This window comes from Homoserinimonas flava (genome assembly GCF_054969005.1).
In genome coordinates this window covers 660,313-685,335 of sequence record NZ_JBUEQS010000002.1, presented here as the reverse complement: position 1 = coordinate 685,335, position 25,023 = coordinate 660,313, and the positions used below count along the sequence as shown (strand labels likewise).

Genomic DNA, 25,023 nt, shown 5'->3' with positions numbered 1-25,023 from the left:
TTCGATACGGCCCTGACGGGCCTACTCAATCGGCGTCAGCGTTGCCGGGGGGCCTACCCGACCTGCGCGCTGCACGAGATCGACCACCGCCTGGATGGTCTGATCGAAGTCGAGATCGGTTGAATCGAGGGCGGTCACACCCTCGGCGGCGTTCATGAAGTCCACCACCCGGGAATCCTGGGCGTCGCGCGAACTGAGGTGCTTCGCCACGTCATGAGCCGACTGCCCCGTGATTTCAGCGGAGCGCCGTGCCATTCTAGCTTCTTCGGATGCTGTGAGCAGAATCCGCACGGGGGCATCAGGGCACACCACGGTCGTGATGTCTCTGCCCTCCGTGATGATGCCCGGCTTGTCACTCTCCGCGATGACGTGCCTGAAGAGTTCGACGAGGTACGCGCGCACCGGAAGGATGCGGGCGATCGCGCTCACGACCGACGAGATTCGCGGCTCACGGATCGCCGCCTCGACGTCGACACCGCCGACGCGCACGAAGTAGTCATCGGGGTCGATGCCGATCGCGTAGTCGAAGTCGGCGAGCGCATCGACGACGGCCGCCTCGTCGGCGGGGTCGATGCCGCGGTCGAGCACGAACCATGCGAGCGAACGGTAGGCGGCGCCCGTGTCTTGGTAGTCGAAGCCGAGCTTTCGCGCGGCGGCTTTGCTCACACTGGACTTGCCGCTGCCGGCCGGGCCATCAACGGCCACGATGGTTTTTTCGGTCAACGGTATGCCCCCACAATTTTCCATCCGCGCGATTCGAGCTCGCGCACAAGTCGATCTTCCACCTCAGGCAGCACGGCAATCTCGGCGAGCCCGATTTCGGCGCCAGGCGAATGCTCAAGCCGCAGGTCTTCCATATTCACGCCGGCCTCACCGATCTCGGTGAGCAGCCTCGCGAGCTCGCCAGGGTGGTCGTCGACCTTGACGACGATCTGCGCGAAGCGACGGTCCTGGCCGTGCTTGCCGGGGATCCGCGCCACCCCGGCGTTGCCGCCGGCGAGGATCTGCGCCAGGGAGCGTCGCGCGCCGCTCGCCTCCTGGTCGTCGAGTGAGTGGAGGAGCACATCGAGGTCGGTGCGCAGGTCGCGCAGCACTTCGATGATGAACTTCGAGTTCGCCCCCATGATCTGCACCCAGAGCTCGGGCGCGCTTGAGGCGATGCGCGTCGTGTCTCGCAGGCCCTGGCCTGCGAGCGAGAGCGAACGCTCCTCGGCATCGACGAGGCGGCGCGCGAGCAGCGTCGCGACCGCCTGTGGGGCATGGGAGACGAGGGCGACGGCCCGGTCGTGCTCCTCGGCCGACATCGCCACCGGCACGGCACCGAGGTCGTGCGCGAGGTGTTCGATGATCGCAATCTGCGCCGCCGGGATGCCCGCGTGGGCGGTAATGACCCACGGCCGGCCGATGAACAGGTCCGCGCGCGCCGAAATTGCGCCGCCCCGCTCGCGCCCCGCCATGGGGTGCGAGCCGATGTAGCGGGTAAGGTCGGCCCCCACCATGCTCAACTCGGCGAGCGGCGCGACCTTCACGCTCGCGACATCCGTCACCAGCGCGCTCGGAAACGCCTGAAGCTCCTGCGCGACAACCTCTGCCGTGAGATCAGGGGGCACAGCGACGACAATGAGCGCTGGGCTATCGGTGTCGGCGGCGTTGCGCCCGGCACCGTAGTCGATCGCAAGGCTGAGGTTTGTTGGCGACGCGTCGGCAACGATGACATCAATGCCCTGGGCCCGCAGGCCGAGACCGACGCTCGCCCCGAGCAGGCCAGCCCCAACCACCCGAACCGGGCCGATCGTGCGTGCTGTCGCGTTCACCGCGTGTGTCCGTTCGTTGAATCCGACTCTGTCGCGTCTGCGACTCCCGCCTCTGCGACTCCCGCCTCTGGCGAGGCATCACGAGCGATCGTGAGCAGCTGCCCGAGCTCCGCCTTCGTGAGGTCGCGCAGCTCACCTGACGCCAGCGTTCCGAGGTGCAGTGGCCCGAACTGCCGGCGCACGAGGTCAACCACCGGGTGCCCGACCTCCTCGAGCATGCGACGCACGATGCGATTGCGGCCAGAGTGCAGCGTGATCTCGACGATCGACTCATCGCCACCGCCGCCGCTCGAGAGCAGCCGTGCCTTGTCGGCCGCGATCGGCCCATCCTCAAGGTCCACCCCTCGTGTGAGCTTGCCGATCGTTTGCGGCGTCACCCTTCCCTGCACCTTCGCAATGTACGTCTTCATGACCCCAAACGACGGATGCGCGAGCACGTGGGCAAGTTCACCGTCATTGGTGAGGATGAGCAGGCCAGACGTCTGCGCGTCGAGGCGACCGACGTTGAAAAGCCGCTCGTCGAACTTCGAGACGTAGCGCTGAAGGTCCGGTCGCCCACGTTCGTCCTGCAGCGAACTCACGATGCCGACGGGCTTGTTGAGCATGAGGTAGCGGCGCGAGGTGTCGAGCTGGATCGCGGTGCCATCGACGGCGACGCGATCGTCGGGCATGACCCGTCGGCCGAGCTCGGTGACCACCTCGCCATTGACCTCGACACGGCCCGCCGAGATGAGATCCTCCGACACGCGCCGTGAGGCGACTCCGGCCGCCGCCATGAGCTTCTGCAACCGCACGCCGTCGGGCTGTTCGCCCAGGCCGGGACGCGCCGGACCATTATCGGAGGTCATCGAAACCCTCCGAACCGTCGGCGAGCAGCGGGGAAATCGGCGGCAACTCGTCGAGCGAGTTCACGCCGAGCTGTGTGAGCAACAGGTCGGTCGTGGCGTAGTGGATCGCACCCGTTTCGGCATCAGTAAACGCTTCAGTGATGAGCCCTCGCCCGAGCAGCGTGCGCACAACCGAGTCGACGTTGACGGCGCGGATCGACGCGATCGACCCGCGCGTGATGGGCTGCTTATAGGCGATCACGGCAAGGGTTTCGAGGGCGGCCTGCGAGAGGCGGCTCGGGTTCTGGGTGAGCACGAAGTCCTTCACGATGGCGTCATGCTCTGCCCGCACGTAGATTCGCCAGCCGCCGCCAACCTCGCGGAGTTCGAAGCCGCGACGCGGGGCACCCGCCGTGCCGTCGTAGTCGGCGACGAGAGCCGCGATGGTCTCACGCACGGCGTGGACCGGGGCACCGAGGGCTGTCGCGAGCCCAACAATCCCCTGGGGTTCGTCGACGACCATGAGGATGGCCTCAAGCCGCTCGCGCAACTCCGACGCTGTCGGCGGGGCCACCTCCTGCGTCTCGAGCACATCGTTCGTTTCAGTTGCCATAGTCTGCCCCCAGGTTGGCGAGGTTCTCGTCTGACCAGTGTTCGGCGGTCCAGCGCACCGTGAGCTCACCGAGCGGTTCGATCTGCTCGAACGAGATCGCGGCGCCGCGGTAGAGCTCGAGCACCGCGAGGAAGCGGGCGATGATGACGCCCTTCTGCTCGGCGCCCGCGATGAGCTGCCGGAACGTTTGCGGCTCGCCCCGACGCAGCATCGAGACGACGTATGCCGCCTGCTCGCGGATGCTCACGAGCGGCGCGTGCAGGTGGTCGAGCCCGACGGTCGGCAGCTCGCGCGGCGCAAGCGCGACGGCGGCGAGCGCCGCAAAATCGTCTGGCGAGAGCGTCCACACGAGCTCGGGGGTCGACTGCCGAAACTTCTCTTCGAGTCGCACCGACCGCACCGTGCGGGTCGACTCGGCGAGCAGGTGCTCGTCGAACCACGACGACGCCTCCTTGAACGCGCGGTACTGCAGCAGTCGCGCGAAGAGCAGGTCACGGGCCTCAAGCAGCGCGACATCTTCGGCATCGACGAGTTCGCCCTGCGGCAGCAGCCCGGCGACCTTGAGGTCGAGCAGGGTCGCCGCAACCACGAGAAACTCGCTCGCCTCGTTCATCTCCTCATGCGAATCGAGCGTGCGCAGGTAGGCGATGAACTCAGTCGTCACGAGGCTCAGCGACACCTCGGTGATGTCGAGCTCGTGTTTGCCGATCAGGGTGAGCAGCAGGTCAAAGGGCCCGTCGAAGCCGCCGACCGCGACGGTGAAGACGGGAGCGACGGATGCTGCATCCGCACCATCCGCGTCAGGGACCGCCGGCATGGCGCTAGGCGACCGCGCCACGATGAATCAACTCCCGGGCGAGCTGACGGTACGCCTCCGCTGCCGCATGCTCGGGGGCGAACTGGGTGATCGGGGCTGCCGCTACCGAGGCATCCGGAAACTTGATGGTTCGCCCGATGACGGTCTCGAAGACACGATCGCCGAACGTCTCGACGACACGCTCGAGCACCTCGCGAGAGTGCAGGGTGCGAGCGTCGTACATGGTCGCGAGGATGCCATCGAGTTCGATCGCCGGATTGAGACGGTCGCGCACCTTGTCGATCGTCTCGATGAGCAGGGCGACACCGCGGAGCGCGAAGAACTCGCATTCGAGCGGGATGAGTACACCGTGGCTCGCCGTGAGCGCGTTGACCGTGAGCAGGCCGAGCGAAGGCTGGCAGTCGATGAGCACGACGTCGTAGTCGTCTTTGACCTTGCGCAGCACGCCGGCGAGGATCTGCTCGCGCGCGACCTCGTTGACGAGGTGCACCTCTGCCGCCGACAGGTCGATGTTTGCGGGGATGACGTCGAGGTTGGGCGTGCCCGTCTTCTGGATCGTCTCGCGGGGGTCCTTGATCGTGCCGAGCAGCAGGTCGTAGATGTTCGGCACATCGTGCGTCTGCACGCCGAGGCCGGCCGAGAGGGCGCCCTGCGGGTCGAAGTCGACCGCGAGCACGCGGCGACCGTAGTCTGCGAGCGCGGCGCCGACGCTGATGGTCGTCGTCGTCTTGCCGACGCCACCCTTCTGATTGCAGAGGGCGATGATGCGGGCCGGGCCGTGACCCTTGAGCGGTGCGGGCACATCGAACGACCGCTGCGGGCGACCGGTCGGGCCCGGCTTCTTGCCGGCCGCGAAGTCGACACCGTCGAGTTCGGCCGACTTGTCCCGCTGTGCTGTCATCCCGACATTCCTAACCTCAAGTGACCGGATGAACGCCCGGTCTGCGTGCGTGCCGACGTCCACGATTGTACTGTCCGGTCGCCCCCGCGGCCCGCTGCACGCACCGCGTTCGCAGGAGTCCGTGTGTGGCTATCGCGCCCTGGGGTGGGCCATCGTGTACATGTCGCGAAGCGTGTCGGCGGTCACGAGTGTGTAGAGCTGGGTTGTGGCAACCGAGGAGTGCCCGAGCAGTTCTTGCACGACGCGCACATCGGCACCGCCCTCGAGCAGGTGCGTGGCAAACGAGTGCCGCAGCGTGTGCGGCGACACCTCCGCCGTGATGCCCGCGAGTTCAGCACGGTTCCGGATGATGAGCCACGCGTTCTGGCGAGACACCCGCGACCCTCGCACGCCGAGAAACAGTGCGGGGCTCGCCGCACCCTTCACCGACATGCCCGGCCGCGCGCGCACAAGGTAGGCGGCGATCGCACGTCTGGCATAGCTGCCGAGCGGCACGATGCGCTGCTTGCCGCCCTTGCCGAGCAACCGCACCATGTCGCCATCGCCCGCGTCGAGCACATCATCGACGTTGAGCCCGACCGCCTCCGAGACACGGGCGCCCGTGGCGTACAGCAACTCAAGCAGTGCGCGGTCGCGGAGTGAGACAGGGTCGTCGCCGCCGGCCGCCGCGAGCAGCGCCTCCACGCTGGCGAGAGGGATGGCCTTCGGCAGGCGCAGCGCGAGCTTGGGGGGTTTCGTGTCGGCCGCGACATCCGTCTGCAGGTGCCCCTCCTCGAGGCAGAAGCGGTGGAGGCCGCGCACGGAGGAGATGATGCGTGCCGCCGAGGATGCGCTCCGCCCGCCCAGTGCGAGTGACTGGCTGAACGCTGAAACGTCGGCGCTCGAGACGACCCCGAGCTCCGTCACCCCTCGCGACCCCAAGAAGTCGGCGTAGAGCGCGAGGTCGCGACGGTACGCCGCGATGGTATTCGCTGCGCGCCCGCGCTCGATACCGAGGTGCCGGAGATACCGGTCGACCAGGGTAGCGATGGGCGGTGCAGGGGTCATGCTGGTGACGGACTCCGAGACGGTAGGGCTGACATCGTCAGGCTACCGCCACGGAGTCCGTCGCACCGCGCTACTCGAGCCCGCTGAGCTCGCGCTTGTCGGTGTCGAGCAGGAGCAGTCGATCACCGATGCTTACAACGGTCTGGTCCTCGTCGAGGTCGAACGACCACACGTCGCCCTTCTCGGCCGTCGCCATCGCAACCAACTCGTCTTCGCCCTCGACGTAGAAGTAATCGGTGCCGAACCACACGCCATACACCTCGTCGAACTTGTCGTTGTAGATCTCCTCACCGTTGCCCGCATTGATCACGACGATGCGCTCCGACGGGTTGCCGGCGATGACACGATCGCCCATGACGGCACCGATCCCGGTGAGCTCGTCGCCGTATTCGTCCTCCCACATCGGCTCGCCGTTCGAAGGATTGATGCGCTGGATGTTGTCGTACCCGTCGCTCGTCTCGTCGCCGATGAAGATGGCTCCGTCGACGCTCGTGTACCACTCGGCATCGATCGCGTCGTCCCAGACCGAGTCGCCGGTCTCGAAGGAGAACCCTTCGATCTCGTACTCGTCGCCATCGGTCTCGACTCGGATGAGCTGGTCACCGGCGAAGGTGTAGCTCACACCCTCGTCTCCGATGTCGTCACCCCACTCGGCCGCATCGCCGTCCTCGGCCTGGAACACTTCGCCGCTGTCGGCACCGAAGACGGCGACCCACTCGTTGCGCACGCCGTAGATTCCGTACGGCTCGTCGACGCTCTCCTCCCACGTGGGGTCAGCTTCGAGGTCGCCGACATCGAGTCGCTGCACGGAACCGTCGCCGTCCTCGTCGGTGATGAGGGCGAAGAGCGCACCGCCGACCGCGACGACATCGACGCCACCGTCGACCTCGAGCACGGAGTCGACCGCGCCGGAGTTGCGGTTCACCGATGCGATGATCGACTCGCTCTCCGCGTTGCTCACCGAGACCACAATGTGCGACGAGCCCGTGACGTCGGTCGCGTCAATGACGCTCTCAGCATCCGCGTCAGTCTCGGCCGCGAGATCGAGCGTCCAGAGCGCTTCGCCGTCCGCGAGATCGATCAGGGTGACGACGGGGGTGTAGTCGGGCTCGACTGGAGCCTCGACCTGATTCGCGCCGCGCTCGAGACCGTCCTCGCCGTCGTAGAACCCGTCGATATAGCCGAGGTAGTCTTCGCCCTCGTACCACTCGTCGAGAAAGTAGTCGGCGTAGTCGGGGTACTCGAGGGTGTAGGTCTCGTCGTCCCACCATGCGTCGTAAGCGATCTTGTACTCCGCACCAGCGTCATAGCCAAGGTCGTAGTGCTCCTCGTAGCCCTCATACCAGCCGTAGCTCGAGTCCTGGTCGTCGTAGTACGCGGCGGAGTCGAACTCCGCCCAGACGAGCGCCTGGCCGTCGCCGACATGAGCAACCCCGGGCTGGCCGTAGAGGTAGTCGGCGTCGGCATCTCCCGCGAAGTCGAAGGTCCATGCCTCGTCGGGCTCCTCGGCGATGTCCCGCACGCCGGCAGACGAGGTCGAGCCACCGAAGATCGCCGGCAGCACGAGGACCACTATTGCAACGATCGCGCCGACGAGAAGAAGGAATGCGCCGACGCCGAGCCCGATCCACAGGCCGAGCTTCGACTTCTTCGGCTCCGCAGCGGCCGCAGCAGCGGGCTGGCCGCCATTGGCCGGCGGTGACGGTGGCGTCGGGGCCGCGGGCGCCGCGGATGCCACGGGCACAACTGGTTCCGTCGGCGCAGCAGGCTCCACGGGCGCAACCGGCTCCACGGGCGAGACGGGTGTCACCGGTTCTTTGGGTTCGCTGGGCTCGACCGGCCCTGCACTCGGGTCATCTGGGGTGGCGGACATGGTTCTGCTCCTCAACCGAGCGTGATGCGCTCAACTCCGTGGGTGATGGGAATCTCTGAGTCAGGCTGGTCCCCCCGCACGCGGTCGCACCAACAAAACTCTAGGCAAACGCTCAGAGTGTATCGGAGAGTGCGAGTGCTGCGGCGACGAGAATCCCGTTTCGAACCTTGCCAGCACGGATCGCTGCCAGCACGGTTTCCAACGTGACCCAGCGCAGCTCCATGTCGGCCTCCTCTGCGTCCCGCTCGAAGTCGTGCGCAACCGTGGTCAGACCGCGCGCGAGGTAGACCCGCACCAACTCGTTGCTTCCCCCTGGCGATGTGAAGATTTCGATGAGGTGTGACCAGTCATCCGCCCGGAGGTCGACCTCCTCCTCGAGCTCACGCTTTGCCGCGTCGAGCGGGTCTTCGCCTGCCACATCGAGAAGACCAGCTGGCAGCTCCCAGTCACGCATGCCGATCGGATGACGGTACTGCTTGATGAGCAGCACACGATCGGCGTCGTCAACAGCGAGCACGGCGACAGCACCGGCGTGGGCCACGTACTCGCGCACGATCTCGGTGTCGCCATAGGCGAAACGATCGCGGTGCACATTCCACACCGCACCGTCGAACACCACGTCCGAGCTCACAAGCTGTTGCGGGCTCGGCTCATCAGCGAGCGATGGCTCCTGTGCAATGCCGTGCTGGTCGTCGGCCACGACGCTCAGACCGCCGTGGTCTCAGAAACCTCGAACAGTCTACTCGCGCGCTGGCGATCGAGTGCCGCCGTCACAAGACCAGAGAACAGCGGATGCGCGCGGTTCGGCCGCGACCGCAGCTCCGGGTGCGCCTGCGTGCCCACGTAGTAGGGGTGCACGTCGCGCGGCAGCTCGACGAATTCGACGAGGGTGCCGTCCGGCGAGGTGCCCGAAAACCAAAGCCCTGCGTCGGCGATCTGCTCGCGGTAGGTGTTGTTGACTTCGTAGCGGTGCCTGTGCCGTTCGGAGATGTTCGGGGCGCCGTACACCTCAGCAACGATCGAGCCTTCCGCGAGTGCCGCCTCGTACAGGCCGAGACGCATCGTGCCGCCGAGGTCTCCCCCGGCGATGATGTCGACCTGTTCCGCCATCGTCGCGATAACGGGGAGTGGCGTCCCTGGGTCGAACTCGGTCGACGATGCCCCTTCGAGCCCTGCGACATCCCGCGCGTATTCGATCACCATGCACTGCAGTCCGAGGCACAGTCCGAGTGTCGGGATGCCGTTCTCACGGGCGAATCGCAGGGCGCCGAGCTTGCCCTCGATGCCGCGCACGCCGAAGCCGCCCGGCACGCAGATGCCGTCGAGGTGCGAGAGCATGCGCGCCGCACCCTCCGGCGTCTCGCACTCATCGGAGGGAACCCATTCGATGCGCACCCGTGCGTCGTTCGCAAAGCCCCCGGCCTTGAGCGCCTCTGTCACCGAAAGGTAGGCGTCGGGCAGGTCAATGTACTTGCCGACGAGCCCGATCGTGACGTCGTGCTTGGGGTTGTGCACGGTCTCGAGCAGTTCGCTCCAGCCAGTCCAGTCGACGTCGCGTGCCGAGAGGCCGAGGTGCTCGATGATGTACGCGTCGAGGCCTTGCTCGTGCAGCGTCTCAGGGATGTCGTAGATGCTCGATGCGTCCGGGCAGTTGACGACAGCCTCGGGGTCGACGTCACACATGAGCGCAATCTTGCGGTTCATGGTCTCGGGCACCGGGCGGTCCGAGCGCAACACGATCGCGTCGGGCTGGATACCGATTGATCGCAGCGCAGCCACGGAATGCTGGGTCGGCTTCGTCTTCTGCTCGCCAGCGGCACTGAGGTATGGCACGAGTGAGACGTGCACGAAGAAGCAGTTATTGCGGCCGAGTTCGTGCCGCACCTGGCGCGCCGACTCGATGAACGGCTGCGACTCAATGTCACCGACCGTGCCGCCGATCTCGGTGATGATCACATCGGGGCGGGGGCTGCCATCGGCCGGCTCCTGCGCCTGCAGGCGCATGCGGCGCTTGATCTCGTCGGTGATGTGCGGAATCACCTGCACGGTGTCGCCGAGGTATTCGCCGCGACGCTCCCGCGCAATGACGGTCGAGTAGATCTGACCGGTGGTGACGTTTGCTGCCTGATCGAGGTTGATGTCGAGAAAGCGCTCGTAGTGGCCAATGTCGAGGTCGGTCTCGGCACCATCGTCGGTGACAAACACTTCGCCGTGCTGGAACGGGTTCATGGTGCCCGGATCGACGTTGAGATACGGATCGAGCTTCTGCATGACGACCCGGAGGCCGCGGGCCGTGAGCAGATTGCCCAGACTGGCTGCAGTGAGGCCTTTGCCGAGAGAAGAGACGACACCTCCGGTGACGAAGATGTGCTTGGTTACGCCCGCATTCGAATTGTCCGCCACGGGGTTGCAGCCTATCATCGCCGAACGGCTACGACGCTGCAGACATCCCCAGGAGTTCGCGTGCGTGCTCGAGCCCGCTCTGCGAATCCGGCAGCCCTGAGAGCAGCCGCGCCATTTCGGCCGCACGCTCATCTCCTTCGAGCTGGCGCACACTGCTCGCCGTGACACTGCCGTCACTGTCTTTCACAACCGAGAGGTGGTTGTTGGCGAATGCAGCGACCTGGGCAAGGTGCGTCACGACAATGACTTGCGAACGCTCGGCGAGGCGAGCGAGGCGTCGTCCGATTTCGATTGCAGCGGCGCCACCGACCCCGGCATCAACCTCGTCGAAGACGAAGGTGGGCACCGGGTCGGTGCCGGCGAGCACGACCTCGATGGCGAGCATGACGCGAGAGAGCTCACCGCCGGATGCCCCCCGACCGAGCGGCCGCGGCTCGGAGCCCGCGTGGGGCTGAAGGAGTATTGCGACCTGGTCTTTGCCGCTGTGCCCGAACTCGGCGCGCTCGGTGACGTCGACAGTGAGCGTTGCTTCTGGCATTGCGAGCGCCGAGAGTTCGGCACTCACATCATGTCCAAGCCGGGCCGCAGCATCGACCCGGATCACGTGAAGACGCTCGGCGAGTTGGGCAACGGCCTTCCGGTCGCCATCGACCGAGGCCGTGAGACTCGTGATGCGGTCAGCGTCACCGTCGAGCTCCACGAGCCGACCGCTGCCCTCGTCGAGGAAGGCGATGACCTCGTCGAGGGTCGGGCCGTACTTGCGCATGAGGGTGGTGAGTTCCGCGCGGCGTTCCTGCAGGCGCTCCAGCTCGACAGCACTGTCGACATCGAGCCCACCGAGGTAGCTCGCGAGTTCAGACCCGAGCTCAGAGACAACGAAGGAAGCGTTGGTGATTGCGTCGGCGATGGGGGCGAGACTCACATCGTGCGAGGCGACCCGGTCGAGTTGCCGTCGGGCTGAATCGAGGAGTGTCACGGCGGCCGGCGCGTCATCGACGTCGCCCGAAACGAGCTGACGCGCGGCCTCGGCCGCAAGACGAAGGTCTTCGAGATTGCCGAGCCGCTCGATGCGCTCCTCAAGCTGTCGGTCTTCACCTGGCTGCGGCGCTGCGGCCTCGACCTCCTCAAGAGCGATGCGAAGATTTTCGGCCTCTCGGGCACGGCGGTCACGTTCGGCCACGAGCACCTCGAGCTCGCCCTGGCTCTCCTGCCACCGCTGGAACACCATCTGATACTCATCGAGGGTTGCGGCGAGCGACTCTCCCGCATATCGGTCGAGCGCCTCGCGCTGAGCGGTCGTCGACTTGAGACGAAGCTGCTCAGATTGTCCGTGCACGACGACGAGGTCTGCGCCGATCTCACCGAGCACCCCGATCGGGGCTGAGCGTCCGCCGACGACGGCCCGGCTGCGGCCCTCGGCCGTCACAGTGCGGCCCATGATGAGTTCGGCCTGACCGCCCCCGATCGGGTCGAGATCGCCGCCAGCCTCTCCAACTCTCTCAGCAACGGCACCGTCTGAAGACACCAGCCAGCGCCCCTCCACTACCGCCGAAGCGTGCCCCTTGCGCACGACACCGCTGTCCGCGCGGGCGCCAAGCAAGAGCCCGAGCGCTGTCACCACCATCGTCTTGCCAGCCCCGGTCTCGCCGGTGAGCGCGGTGAACCCTCGACCGAGCGGGAGTGTCGCCTCGCCGATGACGCCGAGGTTGCGAATCTGGATCTCCTCGATCACGGCAGCCACCCCCTGCGCACGCTCGCGGCCCGAGTCACGCGTCGCCACCCTGCACGGGCAGGTCACGCGTGTTCGTATCGAGTTGCTCCGGCCCGCGCCATCCGGCAACGGGAAGCTGGAACTTGTTGACGAGCCGATCAGTGAATGGACCCTGGTGCAGCCTCGCGAGACGGACTGGCAGCGTCGAGCGTCGCACCACGACCCTGGCCCCCGGCGGAAGATCCCACGTGCGCCGCCCGTCGCACCACAGCACCCCGGTGCCCTGCGTCCGGTCGAGCACCTCGACAGCAAACACCGAATCTGGCCCGACCACGAGGGGGCGGGCGAAGAGTGCATGCGCGCTGAGCGGCACGAGAAGCATCGCATCGAGCTCCGGCCACACGATGGGCCCGCCGGCCGAAAACGAGTACGCGGTCGAGCCTGTCGGAGTCGACATCACGATGCCATCGCACCCGAACGATGAGACCGGGCGGCGGTCAACTTCGACAACCACTTCGAGCATCCGCTCGCGACTGGCCTTTTCGACGGTCGCCTCATTGAGCGCCCAGGTCTCGTAGGCGACGCGGTCGCCGACCTTGACCCGCACGTCGAGCGTCATGCGCTCTTCTACGAGGTAGTCGCGCGAGAGTGCCCGTCGCACGGTTTCGGCAAGGCCGTCGCGCTCGCTCTCGGCGAGAAAGCCGACATGGCCGAGATTCACACCGAGGACGGGCGCCGAGCAGCCCCGCAACAACTCCGCGGCCCTGAGAATGGTGCCGTCACCGCCCAGCACAATCGCGAGCTCGAGCGTGTTGGTGGCAACATCGTCGCCGAGCACCCGGATGCTGCTGAGGCTCGCGTCGTAGTCGATAAGGTCGAGCCGCTCGGCGCTGGTCGCGACGGCGTTGACCCCGCCGGCCACAAGCTCGCGACACACTTGTGCAGCGGCGGCGAGCGATTCATCCCGGCCAGTGTGCGACACCACGAGGATGCTGCGCGCGCTCGTCTCTGCCGACGTGCGGTCAAGTGCAGCCACTCAGTCGCTCCTTGCGGGTCTGTCGAGCCGTATCACCGGGTCAATGTCGAAACGTGCTCCAACCATTCTGTCGGATTGACGCCGCTGCCGCTGAGGTGCACAACGTACTCGTGGTTTCCTGCGCCACCAAGAATTGGTGAGGAGATGACGCCGTTCGTGCCAAGGCCTGCATCCCACGCACTCCACAGCACCCCGGTAACGGCATCGGCGCGAAGACCAGCATCACGAACGATGCCCTCCCGGATGCCACCACGCCCAACTTCGAACTGCGGTTTCACCAGCAGCACGAAGTCGGCCGCCGTGCCGACCGTCTCGACGAGCGCGGGGATCACGAGGGGAAGCGAGATGAACGAAAGATCAGCGACAACAAGATTGGGCCGCCCAGTGCCCAGAATGCCGGAAGCGCCGGATGCGTCTGCGAGCGAGCTCTGCGACAGGTCGCGGGCGTTGAAGCCCTCAATCACCGTCACGCGGCGGTCTGCTGCAATCTCGCCCGCGAGCTGACCGTGCCCAACATCGAGCGCGATCACATGCTTCGCCCCACGCTCAAGCAGTACCTGCGTGAACCCGCCGGTCGAGGCCCCAACATCAAGAGCAGAACGGCCGGTCACAGCAATCGCGAACGCGTCGAGGCCCGCGATGAGCTTGTGCGCGGCGCGGCTCACATAGTGATCAGCCGCCTCCACCTCAATGCGACTCGCGGCGGTGACGCGCTGTGATGACCGCAGCGCCGACGCCCCATCCACGCGAACCACACCGTCGGCGATGAGCCGTGCGGCGTGCGTGCGAGAGCGTGCCAGACCCCGACCGGCCAGAGCCGCATCGAGGCGCGTCACAGCACCCGGAGTGGCAGCCGGCGCCGCGGCATCCGGAATCACGCCGGGTTCCACTCCGCTCTGCTCGGATCCCATGTCAGCGATCGCGCGACTCGCCGCCCTCAAGTGTCGACCTCAGCTCGTCATGCACCTGCACGAACGCCTCGGCCCGCCGCTCGAGAGGCTGATCTTCGATGAGTCGCAGGCGTGAGACGAGGCCGTCGGCATCATCATCGGTCGCCAAAGGAGCGTCGAACGGTGCTTCATTCGCCGCGTCTGCAGCGTCGTCGATCGATGCGTCACTCATACGGCAATTTCACCACACCGTCAGCGTCGCAGCGCCCCTCAGCGTGCGATTCGCAGCGCGTCGAGCAGCGCGTCGGTGACGTCAACCGCATAGATTGCCATGCCCGAAGACCACACGGCCGCAGAAGCCGCCCGCACGAGGTCGGTGTGCTCGCCGGCCGCGACGAGCTCCAGGCGGCGCCCGTCGAGTCGAACCGCAGCCTCTCGTACGCGGATCTCCCCCGCAGCGGTGCGCTCGACGGCCGGATACGGAACGCTCAGCTCAGTGAGATCACGAAGGATCAAGTTCGGCCGCATCGTCGCGTCGGCGGCGAGCAACTGCCGTGCCCCATCGATGCCGGTGAGCACGAGCGCAGAGCGGATGCCGGCGCGATTCGCCCCCACGATGTCGGTGTCGAGGCGGTCACCGACAAAGAGCGCGCTCGTCGAAGCGAAGCGCTCAAGCGCCGCTTCAAAGATCGGTGTCTCCGGCTTGCCCGCGACGACCGGCAATCGACCCACCGCGGTGTGCACAGCCGAGACGAGCGTGCCGTTGCCGGGGGCGATCCCGCCCTCGACCGGGATTGTCCAATCGTTGTTTGTTGCAACCCACGGGCGTTCGGAGTTCTCGCCCTGGAGAGCGAACGACGCCTCTGCGAGCTGCTTCCACCCGAGCTCAGGTGAGAAGCCCTGCACGACGGCAGCCGTCGCGGGGCTCGCACTCATCACGGGAGTGAAACCCGCGCGCTCAACCTCGACGATGAGGCCCTCGCCGCCCACGACAAGGATCTCCGCCCCGGCCGGCGCGAGCGAACTGAGCAGTCGCGCGGCGGCCTGCGACGAGGTGACGACGTCAGCTGCGGTCGCCGAAAGCCCGAGACGCCGCAGATGATCGGCTACTGTCTCGGCAGTCCTCGACGCGTTGTTGGTGATGTACCCGACGCGTACTCCAGCGTGGAGGAGACTTTCGATGGCGCCTTCGATTGCGGCATCGCCCTTGTAGACGACACCATCGAGATCGACCAGGAGTGCATCGACACCGTCGAGGGGCACACGGCCATCCTCAGCGGATGCGACGACCGCCTCAGTCGATCGGCCGGCCGTCGCTGTCGGGGTCTGTGACGTCGATCTCTTCTTCAAAAACTTCAATGAAATCCTCATCTGTCTGCTGAGTTCCACCATCGAGCGCGTCGGCGGCGACATCTGCCCGCCCATACCACGTTTCAGCGTCGTCGGTGCGTCCCAGCTCCTCGAGTACTGCAGCGTATGCGGCGAACAGCGTCGGGCTCCAGCTGAATGCCCTGTTGGGGTCGAGCTGCGGAATCTCCAACTCGCTCAGCGCGGCATCCAACTGACCGAGGTCGAAGCGGGCTCCGGACATCGCAATCGCGAGTTCGACCTGCACATCGGTTGGCAGGCTCGCCCGTGGAACAGAGCGGCCAAGCTCGAGGGCACGGTCCGGTCGTCCGAGGCCGTGCTCGGAGTCGACCATCATGGGGAGCTGGTCGTCTCGCCCCGAAATGCGACGATAGGTGCGCAGTTCACGCAGGGTCAGCGCAAAGTCGCCGACGGCGTAGGCCGTGATCGCAAGGGATTCGCGGACGACAGCAATGCGCCCCGCTTTGCGAGCTGCGGATGTCGCATGCCGATGTGCGAGCTCTGGATCTTCGTCGATCAGGCGAGCCGCCATCACAAGGTGCATCGCAACTACGTCTGCGTTCTCCTTCGCCAAGGTTTTAAGCTGCGCGCGGGCGACGCGGTCAAGCTGGTCGGCACGGACGTCGGCTGGGATCTCGGGGTCGTCATGCCGGTTGCGTACAGAGCGGATGCCGTAGGGATCGCGATCTTCGATCGGTTCTTGCTCGCGTGCACTCCGGTCGCCGCGGGCGGGCGTGCCATCGCGCGTCCACACCCGCTGCCCGTCGCGCTGGCCGTCCCGACCACCCTTCTGCCCATCGCGACTCTGACCATCGCGACCACCCTGCGGCGGGCCGCTACGGCGGGGCGCCCCCTTTGCGGGGCCGCCGCGGTCCGGGCGGGCACCTTCAGGCTTGCCGCCCGGGCGCTTGTGACGGTCTGCTTCGCTCACTGTTGCTCCAGTTTTCGTGCTTCTGAACGCGGCTCCGGCGAAGAACGCCGGCTGCTGCGTTAACGCAAAATGGCCACCCCGATGGGGTGGCCATTTCACAAAGAAGTCCGGCGGTGTCCTACTCTCCCACAGGGTCCCCCCTGCAGTACCATCGGCGCAGAGAGTCTTAGCTTCCGGGTTCGGAATGTAACCGGGCGTTTCCCTCTCGCTATGGCCGCCGAAACACTATTGATTTATGTATCAGTTCATAGCCGCACACGCTATCGAGCCGAAGCTCAACCGCGGTGTGCGGGATGATCCCCGACCGTAAATCGGGAACCACAAAGTGGACGCAAGCACCTTTGTAAGGTGTTATCAAGTTATCGGCTTATTAGTACAGGTCAGCTACACGAGTCTTTAGTCCTCGCTTCCACATCCTGCCTATCAACCCAGTAGTCTAGCTGGGAGCCTCTCCCCCTAAGGGATGGAAATCTCATCTTGAAGCTGGCTTCCCGCTTAGATGCTTTCAGCGGTTATCCATTCCGAACGTAGCTAATCAGCGGTGCTCCTGGCGGAACAACTGACACACCAGAGGTTCGTCCATCCCGGTCCTCTCGTACTAGGGATAGATCTTCTCAAATTTCCTGCGCGCGCAGAGGATAGGGACCGAACTGTCTCACGACGTTCTAAACCCAGCTCGCGTACCGCTTTAATGGGCGAACAGCCCAACCCTTGGGACCTACTCCAGCCCCAGGATGCGACGAGCCGACATCGAGGTGCCAAACCATGCCGTCGATATGGACTCTTGGGCAAGATCAGCCTGTTATCCCCGAGGTACCTTTTATCCGTTGAGCGACAGCGCTTCCACAAGCCACTGCCGGATCACTAGTCCCGACTTTCGTCCCTGCTCGACTTGTCAGTCTCACAGTCAAGCTCCCTTGTGCACTTACACTCGACACCTGATTGCCAACCAGGTTGAGGGAACCTTTGGGCGCCTCCGTTACTTTTTGGGAGGCAACCGCCCCAGTTAAACTACCCACCAGGCACTGTCCGAGAACCGGATTACGGTTCATCGTTAGATATCCAATATGACCAGAGTGGTATTTCAACAATGACTCCACCGACACTAGCGTGCCAGCTTCACAGTCTCCCACCTATCCTACACAAGCCACACCGAACACCAATACCAAGCTGTAGTAAAGGTCACGGGGTCTTTCCGTCCTTCTGCGCGTAACGAGCATCTTTACTCGTAGTGCAATTTCGCCGAGTTCGCGGTTGAGACAGCTGGGAAGTCGTTACGCCATTCGTGCAGGTCGGAACTTACCCGACAAGGAATTTCGCTACCTTAGGATGGTTATAGTTACCACCGCCGTTTACTGGGGCTTAAATTCGCAGCTTCGCTTACGCTAACCGCTCCTCTTAACCTTCCAGCACCGGGCAGGCGTCAGTCCGTATACATCGTCTTGCGACTTGGCACGGACCTGTGTTTTTAGTAAACAGTCGCTTCCCACTGGTCTCTGCGGCCTTCAAACGCTTTCGGAGCTAGTCCTAATACGCCTCAGGCCCCCCTTCTCCCGAAGTTACGGGGGCATTTTGCCGAGTTCCTTAACCACGATTCTCTCGATCTCCTTGGTATTCTCTACCTGAACACCTGAGTCGGTTTGGGGTACGGGTGACTAAAACCTCGCGTCGATGCTTTTCTTGGCAGCATAGGATCACTGATTTCGCCCATTCGGGCTACCCATCGGGTCTCAGGCTATATGAGAGACGGATTTGCCTATCTCTCGCCCTACATCCTTAGACCGGGACAACCATCGCCCGGCTCAGCTACCTTCCTGCGTCACACCTGTTAATACGCTAACCGCACCAGAACGGGGTCGAGCGTTAGGCCGGCCGCATCACCCCGAAGGGATCCGTCAGCCGGATTAGGACTCTTAGCACTACTGGATTAGCTTGGGCGGTTTTTCGTCAGTACGGGAATATCAACCCGTTGTCCATCGACTACGCCTGTCGGCCTCGCCTTAGGTCCCGACTTACCCAGGGCGGATTAACCTGGCCCTGGAACCCTTGTTCTTTCGGAGGACGGGTTTCTCACCCGTCTTTCGCTACTCATGCCTGCATTCTCACTCGTGTAGGCTCCACGGCTGGTTTACACCGCCGCTTCACTGCCCACACGACGCTCTCCTACCACTCCGTACGGCTGAACCACGAAGGCTTACCTAAAATACGAAATCTACAACTTCGGTGGTGTGCTTGAGCCCCGTTACATTGTCGGCGCGGAATCACTTGACCAGTGAGCTATTACGCACTCTTTCAAGGGTGGCTGCTTCTAAGCCAACCTCCTGGTTGTCTCTGCAACTCCACATCCTTTTCCACTTAGCACACGCTTGGGGACCTTAGTTGGTAGTCTGGGTTGTTTCCCTCTCGACGATGAAGCTTATCCCCCACCGTCTCACTGCTGCGCTCTCACTTACCGGCATTCGGAGTTTGGCTGACGTCAGTAACCTTTTAGGGCCCATCGGCCATCCAGTAGCTCTACCTCCGGCAAGAAACACGCAACGCTGCACCTAAATGCATTTCGGAGAGAACCAGCTATCACGAAGTTTGATTGGCCTTTCACCCCTATCCACAGCTCATCCCCTCAGTTTTCAACCTAAGTGGGTTCGGTCCTCCACGACGTCTTACCGTCGCTTCAACCTGGCCATGGATAGATCACTTCGCTTCGGGTCTAGGACATGCGACTGAATAGCCCTATTCAGACTCGCTTTCGCTACGGCTTCCCCACTCGGGTTAACCTCGCCACATATCGCTAACTCGCAGGCTCATTCTTCAAAAGGCACGCTGTCACCCCTGCTATGGAGGCTCCAACGGTTTGTATGCAAACGGTTTCAGGTACTATTTCACTCCCCTCCCGGGGTACTTTTCACCTTTCCCTCACGGTACTTGTCCGCTATCGGTCTTCTGGGAGTATTTAGGCTTATCAGGTGGTCCTGACAGATTCACACGGGATTTCTCGGGCCCCGTGATACTTGGGATACTTCTCGCGCCATTGGAACATTTCGACTACGGGGTTCGCACCCTCTATGACCAGGCTTTCAATCCTGTTCGTCTATATTCCTTTGTAACGTTTGCAGTACGGCAGTAACTGCTGAAAAGTCCCGCAACCCCGACCATGCAACGCCTGCCGGCTATCACACATGATCGGTTTGGCCTCTTCCGATTTCGCTCGCCACTACTCACGGAATCACTGTTGTTTTCTCTTCCTGTGGGTACTGAGATGTTTCACTTCCCCACGTTCCCTCTACCCGCCCTATATATTCAGGCGGGAGTCACTAGGTCACATTGCTGCGCCCAGCGGGGTTTCCCCATTCGGAAATCCTCGGATCAAAGTTCGATTATCAACTCCCCGAGGCTTATCGCAGATTTCTACGTCCTTCTTCGGCTCCAGAAGCCAAGGCATTCACCGTTTGCACTTAGAAACTTGATGACAAAAATTACACAAAGATCAGCATTTCGCGTTGAATAAACAACGCTATTGCAAATCAATTGAAGACATCACGCGCTCCACATCGACTCCAGCCCGAAGGCCTTCGTCAAGGTTTTGCGCGAGTGTCTAAGATGCTCGCGTCCACTGTGTAGTTCTCAAAATACGGGCGGTATCCCCTCATCGCGGCCGTTGGCCACTCAGACAGGGATCCAGAGGAGTTCGGTCGACCAGGGTGTTGCCACCCGTGCCGGCCCGGTCCCTCAGGACCCAACAGCGTGCAAAAGACCAGGAGTCAGACTCGAACTGTTCCTTCTCTCCGAAGAGAGCGTACTGAGTTCAAGGCTTTCGCCTGGCCACAATGTCAATGTTCCACCCATGAGCGCCACCGGAGAACGTATGTCTCCGAAATGGCTACGAGGTCATTAGCCCCTGTATACAGAGGGCATCCTCGAGTGCTCCTTAGAAAGGAGGTGATCCAGCCGCACCTTCCGGTACGGCTACCTTGTTACGACTTAGTCCTAATTACCAATCCCACCTTCGACAGCTCCCTCCTTGCGGTTGGGCCACTGGCTTCGGGTGTTACCGACTTTCATGACTTGACGGGCGGTGTGTACAAGGCCCGGGAACGTATTCACCGCAGCGTTGCTGATCTGCGATTACTAGCGACTCCGACTTCATGAGGTCGAGTTGCAGACCTCAATCCGAACTGAGACCGGCTTTTTGGGATTCGCTCCACCTTACGGTATTGCAGCCCTTTGTACCGGCCATTGTAGCATGCGTGAAGCCCAAGACATAAGGGGCATGATGATTTGACGTCATCCCCACCTTCCTCCGAGTTGACCCCGGCAGTCTCCTATGAGTTCCCACCATTACGTGCTGGCAACATAGAACGAGGGTTGCGCTCGTTGCGGGACTTAACCCAACATCTCACGACACGAGCTGACGACAACCATGCACCACCTGTTTACGAGTGTCCAAAGAGTTGACTATTTCTAGCCCGTTCTCGTATATGTCAAGCCTTGGTAAGGTTCTTCGCGTTGCATCGAATTAATCCGCATGCTCCGCCGCTTGTGCGGGCCCCCGTCAATTCCTTTGAGTTTTAGCCTTGCGGCCGTACTCCCCAGGCGGGGAACTTAATGCGTTAGCTGCGACACAGAATCCGTGGAATGGACCCTACATCTAGTTCCCAACGTTTACGGCATGGACTACCAGGGTATCTAATCCTGTTCGCTCCCCATGCTTTCGCTCCTCAGCGTCAGTTACGGCCCAGAGATCTGCCTTCGCCATCGGTGTTCCTCCTGATATCTGCGCATTCCACCGCTACACCAGGAATTCCAATCTCCCCTACCGCACTCTAGTCTGCCCGTACCCACTGCAGGCTGGAGGTTGAGCCTCCAGTTTTCACAGCAGACGCGACAAACCGCCTACGAGCTCTTTACGCCCAATAATTCCGGATAACGCTTGCACCCTACGTATTACCGCGGCTGCTGGCACGTAGTTAGCCGGTGCTTTTTCTGCAGGTACCGTCACTTTCGCTTCTTCCCTACTAAAAGAGGTTTACAACCCGAAGGCCGTCGTCCCTCACGCGGCGTTGCTGCATCAGGCTTTCGCCCATTGTGCAATATTCCCCACTGCTGCCTCCCGTAGGAGTCTGGGCCGTGTCTCAGTCCCAGTGTGGCCGGTCACCCTCTCAGGCCGGCTACCCGTCGTCGCCTTGGTGGGCCGTTACCTCACCAACTAGCTGATAGGCCGCGAGTCCATCCCAGACCGAAATTCTTTCCAGCTCCTAGCCATGCGGCTGAAGCTCGTATCCGGTATTAGACGCCGTTTCCAGCGCTTATCCCAGAGTCTGGGGCAGGTTACTCACGTGTTACTCACCCGTTCGCCACTAATCCAGCCAGAGCAAGCTCCGGCTTTCATCGTTCGACTTGCATGTGTTAAGCACGCCGCCAGCGTTCATCCTGAGCCAGGATCAAACTCTCCGTAAATGTTTGATTGCACGGCGACCGAAGTCGTCGGCACATCTAGTGTGACGAGCCGCCGGAATGGGCGAACACATCACAAGTTTGAAACTGACAAGACAAACATCATTGCTGACATTTGATTTGTTGTTTAATGTTTTTCCAAAGGAATCTCCTCTGTGGTTACCGCTAGAAACGGCACCTACAGACGAGGTTTTTGGCATTTGACATTGTGCACGCTGTTGAGTTCTCAAGGATCGGACGCTCCCGGTGCTGCACCTCTCGGTGTCGCTGCCGGGGCAACTTCTCAAACTTACCACTTTCGTTCCGCTTGTCAAATCGACTCGCCTGTCTTCTCGAGACAGACTCCGGGCGCTCTAATGAGGCCCAGTCGCAGTGACCAGCTCGATCAGCCGAAGCTGATCTGAAAGTGGGTTTTTCATCCTAGACCCGAAGAAATCGTTCTGCAAGAGAACGTCTCCATGAAGGAGTTCTTCGGTGGCTTTCGCCTTTGGATTTAGTCCCTCTTGAGGCCGGGAAGCTCTTCGGCTTTCCGCACCTTTGGGGTGACAAGTAAGTACTTTACGGTCGTCCTGACGGCGGGGCAAATCCCGACTGCATCCCGGGCGTGTCGCGCCCTACTCCCCCGTATTTGCCTCAGCCAAGGCCTCGCCGCAGTACTCCGTCACGTACTCGTCGATGGTCGTGATGTCCGCCTCGGAGTGGAGGTCGAGTATGTCGCCGGGGCGATTCGGGGTCGCCAGGCTACTCGCGAACCCAACCATGCTGTCAATGCGCGCGCTGAACGTTTGCACCGGCTCGGCGATGCCGGCTGGCGCGAGCGGCACGAGACCCTGCCAGATCGCGGCATAGTTCGAGATCGCGGGGACGTAGCCAGCGGGGTCATCGAGCTGCGGCCATCCGTAGTCAGGATCGCCAGAGTCGAACAGCGTTGGGTATGCCGCAAGCGCAGTGCAGAACTCAACACTCTCGGCGACAATGCCTGCCCTCGCCGCCGCAGCCTCATCGGCGACCCGCTGAGCCTCGATTGCCTCCTGACGCTCGAACCACAGCACCGTGCCCGCGATCACGAAGACGAACGTCATGGCCACGGAGATCCATACCGCCGCCCGGGACTTCGCCGACGACCAGCCGCGGTAGGCGCGGCCTCGTGCTGCAGCGACGAGGCCGAGCACGAATCCAACAGGCGGCAGCAGAAAGGCGAGGACGAATGCGGACCAGTCGACGACCGCCAAGTCTCGAGGTGGCTCGACGGCAACGGGACGGAGCGTGCCAAGCACAGGATGCCCTCCCCCGCTGCGATCAGGCTCTGCGCGAGAGTCGGGCACAGAAGACTCGCTCACGAACGGTGCCGAACCGTTTTGCTGTGGCACGAAGGTTTCGGGAGTGAAGGCCTGCGTGACCGGCATTGCCGAGGAAGGGCTCGGCTCGGCAGCGGGCTGCGAGAGAACGGAAGTCGGCTGCCCCGAACTCTCGTCTGCCTCGGATGCGGTGTTCGGCACGAAAAGATCGGCGGTGCTGAAGGCATGAGTGACGCGGGGAACCTCACGCCCAGGCGGCTCAGCGAGCGGCGGAGGTGTGTAGACGGGGGTGGGATCGGCGATCGGCGCCGACGCTGGCCCCGCGTCTGCAGGCTCGGGCTGTGGCACATCTGCTGACGCCGAACGGAAGCGCGAGTCATCGACGTGGGGCGCCTCCGGCTCGGCAGGCTCGAACGAGCGCGGCTCGAAGCCGAGGCTCTCGAAGGCGCTCAGGCCTCCGGTGTCGAGGCTCGGGCTGCCGGGCTCTGGCGTTGCCGATGCCGATGCCGGCGCCGCAGCATCCGCCTGCTCTGCTTCGAGTCGCTGCGCCTCGTCCCGCGCAGACTCACGGAGACGGCGGCGGTCGCGCCGCAACTCTCCGCCGACGCCCGCGTTGGTGGCCCCGCCACCATCAGACTGCTCGTTCACACGTTCCCCTCGATATTCCGGCCCCAGTGTAACGAGGCAGGCTGCGCCTAACCCGCGATGACCCCAGCGAGCGTCTTCTTGCCACGGCGGAGGACAGCGAAACGCTCGAAGAGCAAGCGCCCATCGACCGACTCGGCGGCATCCGTCACCTTGGCGTTGTTGAGGTAGACCCCACCCTGCTCGATTGCGCGCCGCGACTCACCGAGGCTCTTCGTGAGCCCGGCATCGACCAGCAGCTGTGCCACGGTCACCCCCGGCGACGCAACGGCCTTCGGGAGCTCTGCCAGCGCAGACTCGAGCGTCGAAGCATCCAAGGCCGAAAGATCGCCCTGGCCGAACAGGGCGTCCGCCGCAGCGATCGCCGACTCGGTCGCGGCGACCCCGTGCACGAGCGACGTGACCTCGAAGGCGAGCCGTCGCTGCCCCTCCCTCTTGAACGGCGCGGAAGCGACCGCCTCAGCAACCGCCTCGATCTCGGCCCTGGAGAGGAACGTGAACACCTTGAGCCGATCGACCACGTCGGCGTCGTCGGTATTGAGCCAAAACTGATACATCGCATACGGGCTCGTAAGCGCCGGATCGAGCCAGACCGCGTTGCCCTCACTCTTGCCGAACTTTGTGCCGTCAGAATTCGTGATGAGGGGCGTGCCGATCGCATGAACACTCACCCCTTCGGCCTTGTGTACGAGATCGGAGCCGCTCGTGAGATTGCCCCACTGGTCTGAGCCACCGGTCTGGAGGACGCACCCGTAGGTGCGGTACAACTCGAGGAAGTCCATGCCCTGGAGCACCTGGTAGCTGAACTCGGTGAAGCTGATGCCGGCATCCGAATTGAGCCGGGCGCTCACTGCATCCTTCTTCAGCATCGTGCCAACCCGAAAGTACTTGCCGACGTCGCGAAGGAAATCGATCGCCGAAAGCGGCGCGGTCCAGTCGAGATTGTTGACCAGGCGCGCGGCGCTCTCGCCCTCAAAGTCGAGGAACTTCGAGACCTGCCCCTGGAGGTAGCCGACCCACTCGGCGACCACCTCTGGAGTGTTGAGGGTGCGCTCTGCGGTCGGCTTCGGATCGCCGATGAGACCTGTAGAACCGCCGACCAGCGCAAGCGGGCGATGGCCGGCGAGTTGAATGCGGCGCAAGAGCAGCAACTGCACAAGATTGCCGAGATGCAAACTCGGCGCCGTCGGGTCGAACCCGCAGTAATAGACAATCGGAGGCCCGGCGAGGAGATCCCTCAGCGCCGCCTCATCGGTTGAGACGTGGATCAGACCGCGCCACCGCAGCTCATCCCAAAGGGTCCCGAACGAGTCATCGTTGCGTTGCTGACGGAGGATCTCGGCGGGCGTTGACACCGGACCAACTTATCAGCGCCCCCACGGCACTCCGTGCAGGCAC

General features: G+C 63.4%; 18 protein-coding genes and 3 rRNA genes. All 21 read right to left on the bottom strand.

Annotated elements, in window-relative coordinates; translation table 11 throughout:
• Window positions 1-21: 21 nt before the first annotated feature.
• Window positions 22-747 carry a (d)CMP kinase gene (cmk, locus tag ACY48M_RS08695; protein WP_462819866.1) on the bottom strand — a complete coding sequence of 242 codons (726 nt, stop codon included), beginning with the start codon at window positions 745-747 and terminating at the stop codon, window positions 22-24.
• Window positions 720-1,814 (bottom strand): prephenate dehydrogenase, encoded by a 1,095-nt coding sequence (locus tag ACY48M_RS08690; protein ID WP_462819865.1) that lies wholly within the window; start codon window positions 1,812-1,814, stop codon window positions 720-722. Before ACY48M_RS08690 ends, cmk begins: the two co-directional genes overlap by 28 nt.
• Window positions 1,811-2,662, bottom strand: a complete 852-nt coding sequence (locus ACY48M_RS08685) for a pseudouridine synthase (RefSeq protein ID WP_462819864.1) — start codon at window positions 2,660-2,662, stop codon at window positions 1,811-1,813. Before ACY48M_RS08685 ends, ACY48M_RS08690 begins: the two co-directional genes overlap by 4 nt.
• Entirely contained in the window at window positions 2,649-3,254 is a 606-nt protein-coding gene (gene scpB, locus ACY48M_RS08680; RefSeq protein ID WP_462819863.1) for an SMC-Scp complex subunit ScpB, read from the bottom strand. The genes ACY48M_RS08685 and scpB overlap by 14 nt, the downstream gene beginning before the upstream one ends.
• Entirely contained in the window at window positions 3,244-4,071 is an 828-nt protein-coding gene (locus ACY48M_RS08675; protein WP_462819862.1) for a segregation and condensation protein A, read from the bottom strand. Before ACY48M_RS08675 ends, scpB begins: the two co-directional genes overlap by 11 nt.
• 4 nt (window positions 4,072-4,075) lie before the next feature.
• Entirely contained in the window at window positions 4,076-4,972 is an 897-nt protein-coding gene (locus tag ACY48M_RS08670; protein WP_462819861.1) for a ParA family protein, read from the bottom strand.
• 129 nt (window positions 4,973-5,101) lie between these two features.
• Window positions 5,102-6,019 carry a site-specific tyrosine recombinase XerD gene (gene xerD / locus ACY48M_RS08665; RefSeq protein ID WP_462819860.1) on the bottom strand — a complete coding sequence of 306 codons (918 nt, stop codon included), beginning with the start codon at window positions 6,017-6,019 and terminating at the stop codon, window positions 5,102-5,104.
• A gap of 70 nt (window positions 6,020-6,089) precedes the next feature.
• Window positions 6,090-7,892 carry an outer membrane protein assembly factor BamB family protein gene (locus tag ACY48M_RS08660; RefSeq protein ID WP_462819859.1) on the bottom strand — a complete coding sequence of 601 codons (1,803 nt, stop codon included), beginning with the start codon at window positions 7,890-7,892 and terminating at the stop codon, window positions 6,090-6,092.
• A gap of 112 nt (window positions 7,893-8,004) precedes the next feature.
• Complete coding sequence (locus ACY48M_RS08655; RefSeq protein ID WP_462819858.1) at window positions 8,005-8,592, bottom strand: NUDIX domain-containing protein; 588 nt, start codon at window positions 8,590-8,592, stop codon at window positions 8,005-8,007.
• A gap of 5 nt (window positions 8,593-8,597) precedes the next feature.
• Window positions 8,598-10,295, bottom strand: coding sequence for a CTP synthase (locus ACY48M_RS08650; protein WP_462819857.1), 1,698 nt, complete (start codon window positions 10,293-10,295; stop codon window positions 8,598-8,600).
• 28 nt (window positions 10,296-10,323) lie between these two features.
• On the bottom strand, window positions 10,324-12,027 hold the full coding sequence (gene recN / locus ACY48M_RS08645; protein ID WP_462819901.1) for a DNA repair protein RecN: 1,704 nt from the start codon (window positions 12,025-12,027) through the stop codon (window positions 10,324-10,326).
• 34 nt (window positions 12,028-12,061) lie between these two features.
• A complete protein-coding gene (locus tag ACY48M_RS08640; protein ID WP_462819856.1) occupies window positions 12,062-13,042 on the bottom strand; it encodes an NAD kinase in 981 nt (326 codons plus the stop codon).
• A 32-nt stretch (window positions 13,043-13,074) separates the two neighbouring features.
• Complete coding sequence (locus tag ACY48M_RS08635; RefSeq protein WP_462819900.1) at window positions 13,075-13,878, bottom strand: TlyA family RNA methyltransferase; 804 nt, start codon at window positions 13,876-13,878, stop codon at window positions 13,075-13,077.
• A 76-nt stretch (window positions 13,879-13,954) separates the two neighbouring features.
• Window positions 13,955-14,164 carry a hypothetical protein gene (locus ACY48M_RS08630; protein WP_462819855.1) on the bottom strand — a complete coding sequence of 70 codons (210 nt, stop codon included), beginning with the start codon at window positions 14,162-14,164 and terminating at the stop codon, window positions 13,955-13,957.
• A gap of 38 nt (window positions 14,165-14,202) precedes the next feature.
• The gene (locus ACY48M_RS08625; protein WP_462819899.1) at window positions 14,203-15,195 is read right to left on the bottom strand and encodes an HAD-IIA family hydrolase; all 993 of its coding nucleotides are present in this window, start codon (window positions 15,193-15,195) and stop codon (window positions 14,203-14,205) included.
• Window positions 15,196-15,226: 31 nt separating this feature from the next.
• Window positions 15,227-16,231, bottom strand: a complete 1,005-nt coding sequence (locus ACY48M_RS08620) for a hypothetical protein (RefSeq protein WP_462819854.1) — start codon at window positions 16,229-16,231, stop codon at window positions 15,227-15,229.
• Window positions 16,232-16,336: 105 nt separating this feature from the next.
• A 5S ribosomal RNA gene (rrf, locus tag ACY48M_RS08615) occupies window positions 16,337-16,453 on the bottom strand.
• Window positions 16,454-16,581: 128 nt separating this feature from the next.
• Window positions 16,582-19,697 (bottom strand): 23S ribosomal RNA (locus ACY48M_RS08610).
• A 463-nt stretch (window positions 19,698-20,160) separates the two neighbouring features.
• Window positions 20,161-21,685 (bottom strand): 16S ribosomal RNA (locus tag ACY48M_RS08605).
• Together the 16S, 23S and 5S rRNA genes form the textbook arrangement of a ribosomal RNA operon.
• Window positions 21,686-22,296: 611 nt before the next feature.
• Window positions 22,297-23,628, bottom strand: a complete 1,332-nt coding sequence (locus ACY48M_RS08600; RefSeq protein WP_462819853.1) for a hypothetical protein — start codon at window positions 23,626-23,628, stop codon at window positions 22,297-22,299.
• Between the two features lie 47 nt (window positions 23,629-23,675).
• Window positions 23,676-24,980 carry a tyrosine--tRNA ligase gene (gene tyrS / locus ACY48M_RS08595; RefSeq protein WP_462819852.1) on the bottom strand — a complete coding sequence of 435 codons (1,305 nt, stop codon included), beginning with the start codon at window positions 24,978-24,980 and terminating at the stop codon, window positions 23,676-23,678.
• Window positions 24,981-25,023: the final 43 nt, after the last annotated feature.

What these genes read in the sequence shown, in the direction of transcription:
- ACY48M_RS08685 (WP_462819864.1), bottom strand. Translation starts at nt 2,662, where the DNA reads ATGACCTCCGATAATGGTCCGGCGCGTCCCGGCCTGGGCGAACAGCCC.
- ACY48M_RS08660 (WP_462819859.1), bottom strand. Translation starts at nt 7,892, where the DNA reads ATGTCCGCCACCCCAGATGACCCGAGTGCAGGGCCGGTCGAGCCCAGC.
- cmk (WP_462819866.1), bottom strand. Translation starts at nt 747, where the DNA reads ATGGAAAATTGTGGGGGCATACCGTTGACCGAAAAAACCATCGTGGCC.
- ACY48M_RS08630 (WP_462819855.1), bottom strand. Translation starts at nt 14,164, where the DNA reads ATGAGTGACGCATCGATCGACGACGCTGCAGACGCGGCGAATGAAGCA.
- xerD (WP_462819860.1), bottom strand. Translation starts at nt 6,019, where the DNA reads ATGACCCCTGCACCGCCCATCGCTACCCTGGTCGACCGGTATCTCCGG.
- ACY48M_RS08670 (WP_462819861.1), bottom strand. Translation starts at nt 4,972, where the DNA reads ATGACAGCACAGCGGGACAAGTCGGCCGAACTCGACGGTGTCGACTTC.
- ACY48M_RS08675 (WP_462819862.1), bottom strand. Translation starts at nt 4,071, where the DNA reads ATGCCGGCGGTCCCTGACGCGGATGGTGCGGATGCAGCATCCGTCGCT.
- scpB (WP_462819863.1), bottom strand. Translation starts at nt 3,254, where the DNA reads ATGGCAACTGAAACGAACGATGTGCTCGAGACGCAGGAGGTGGCCCCG.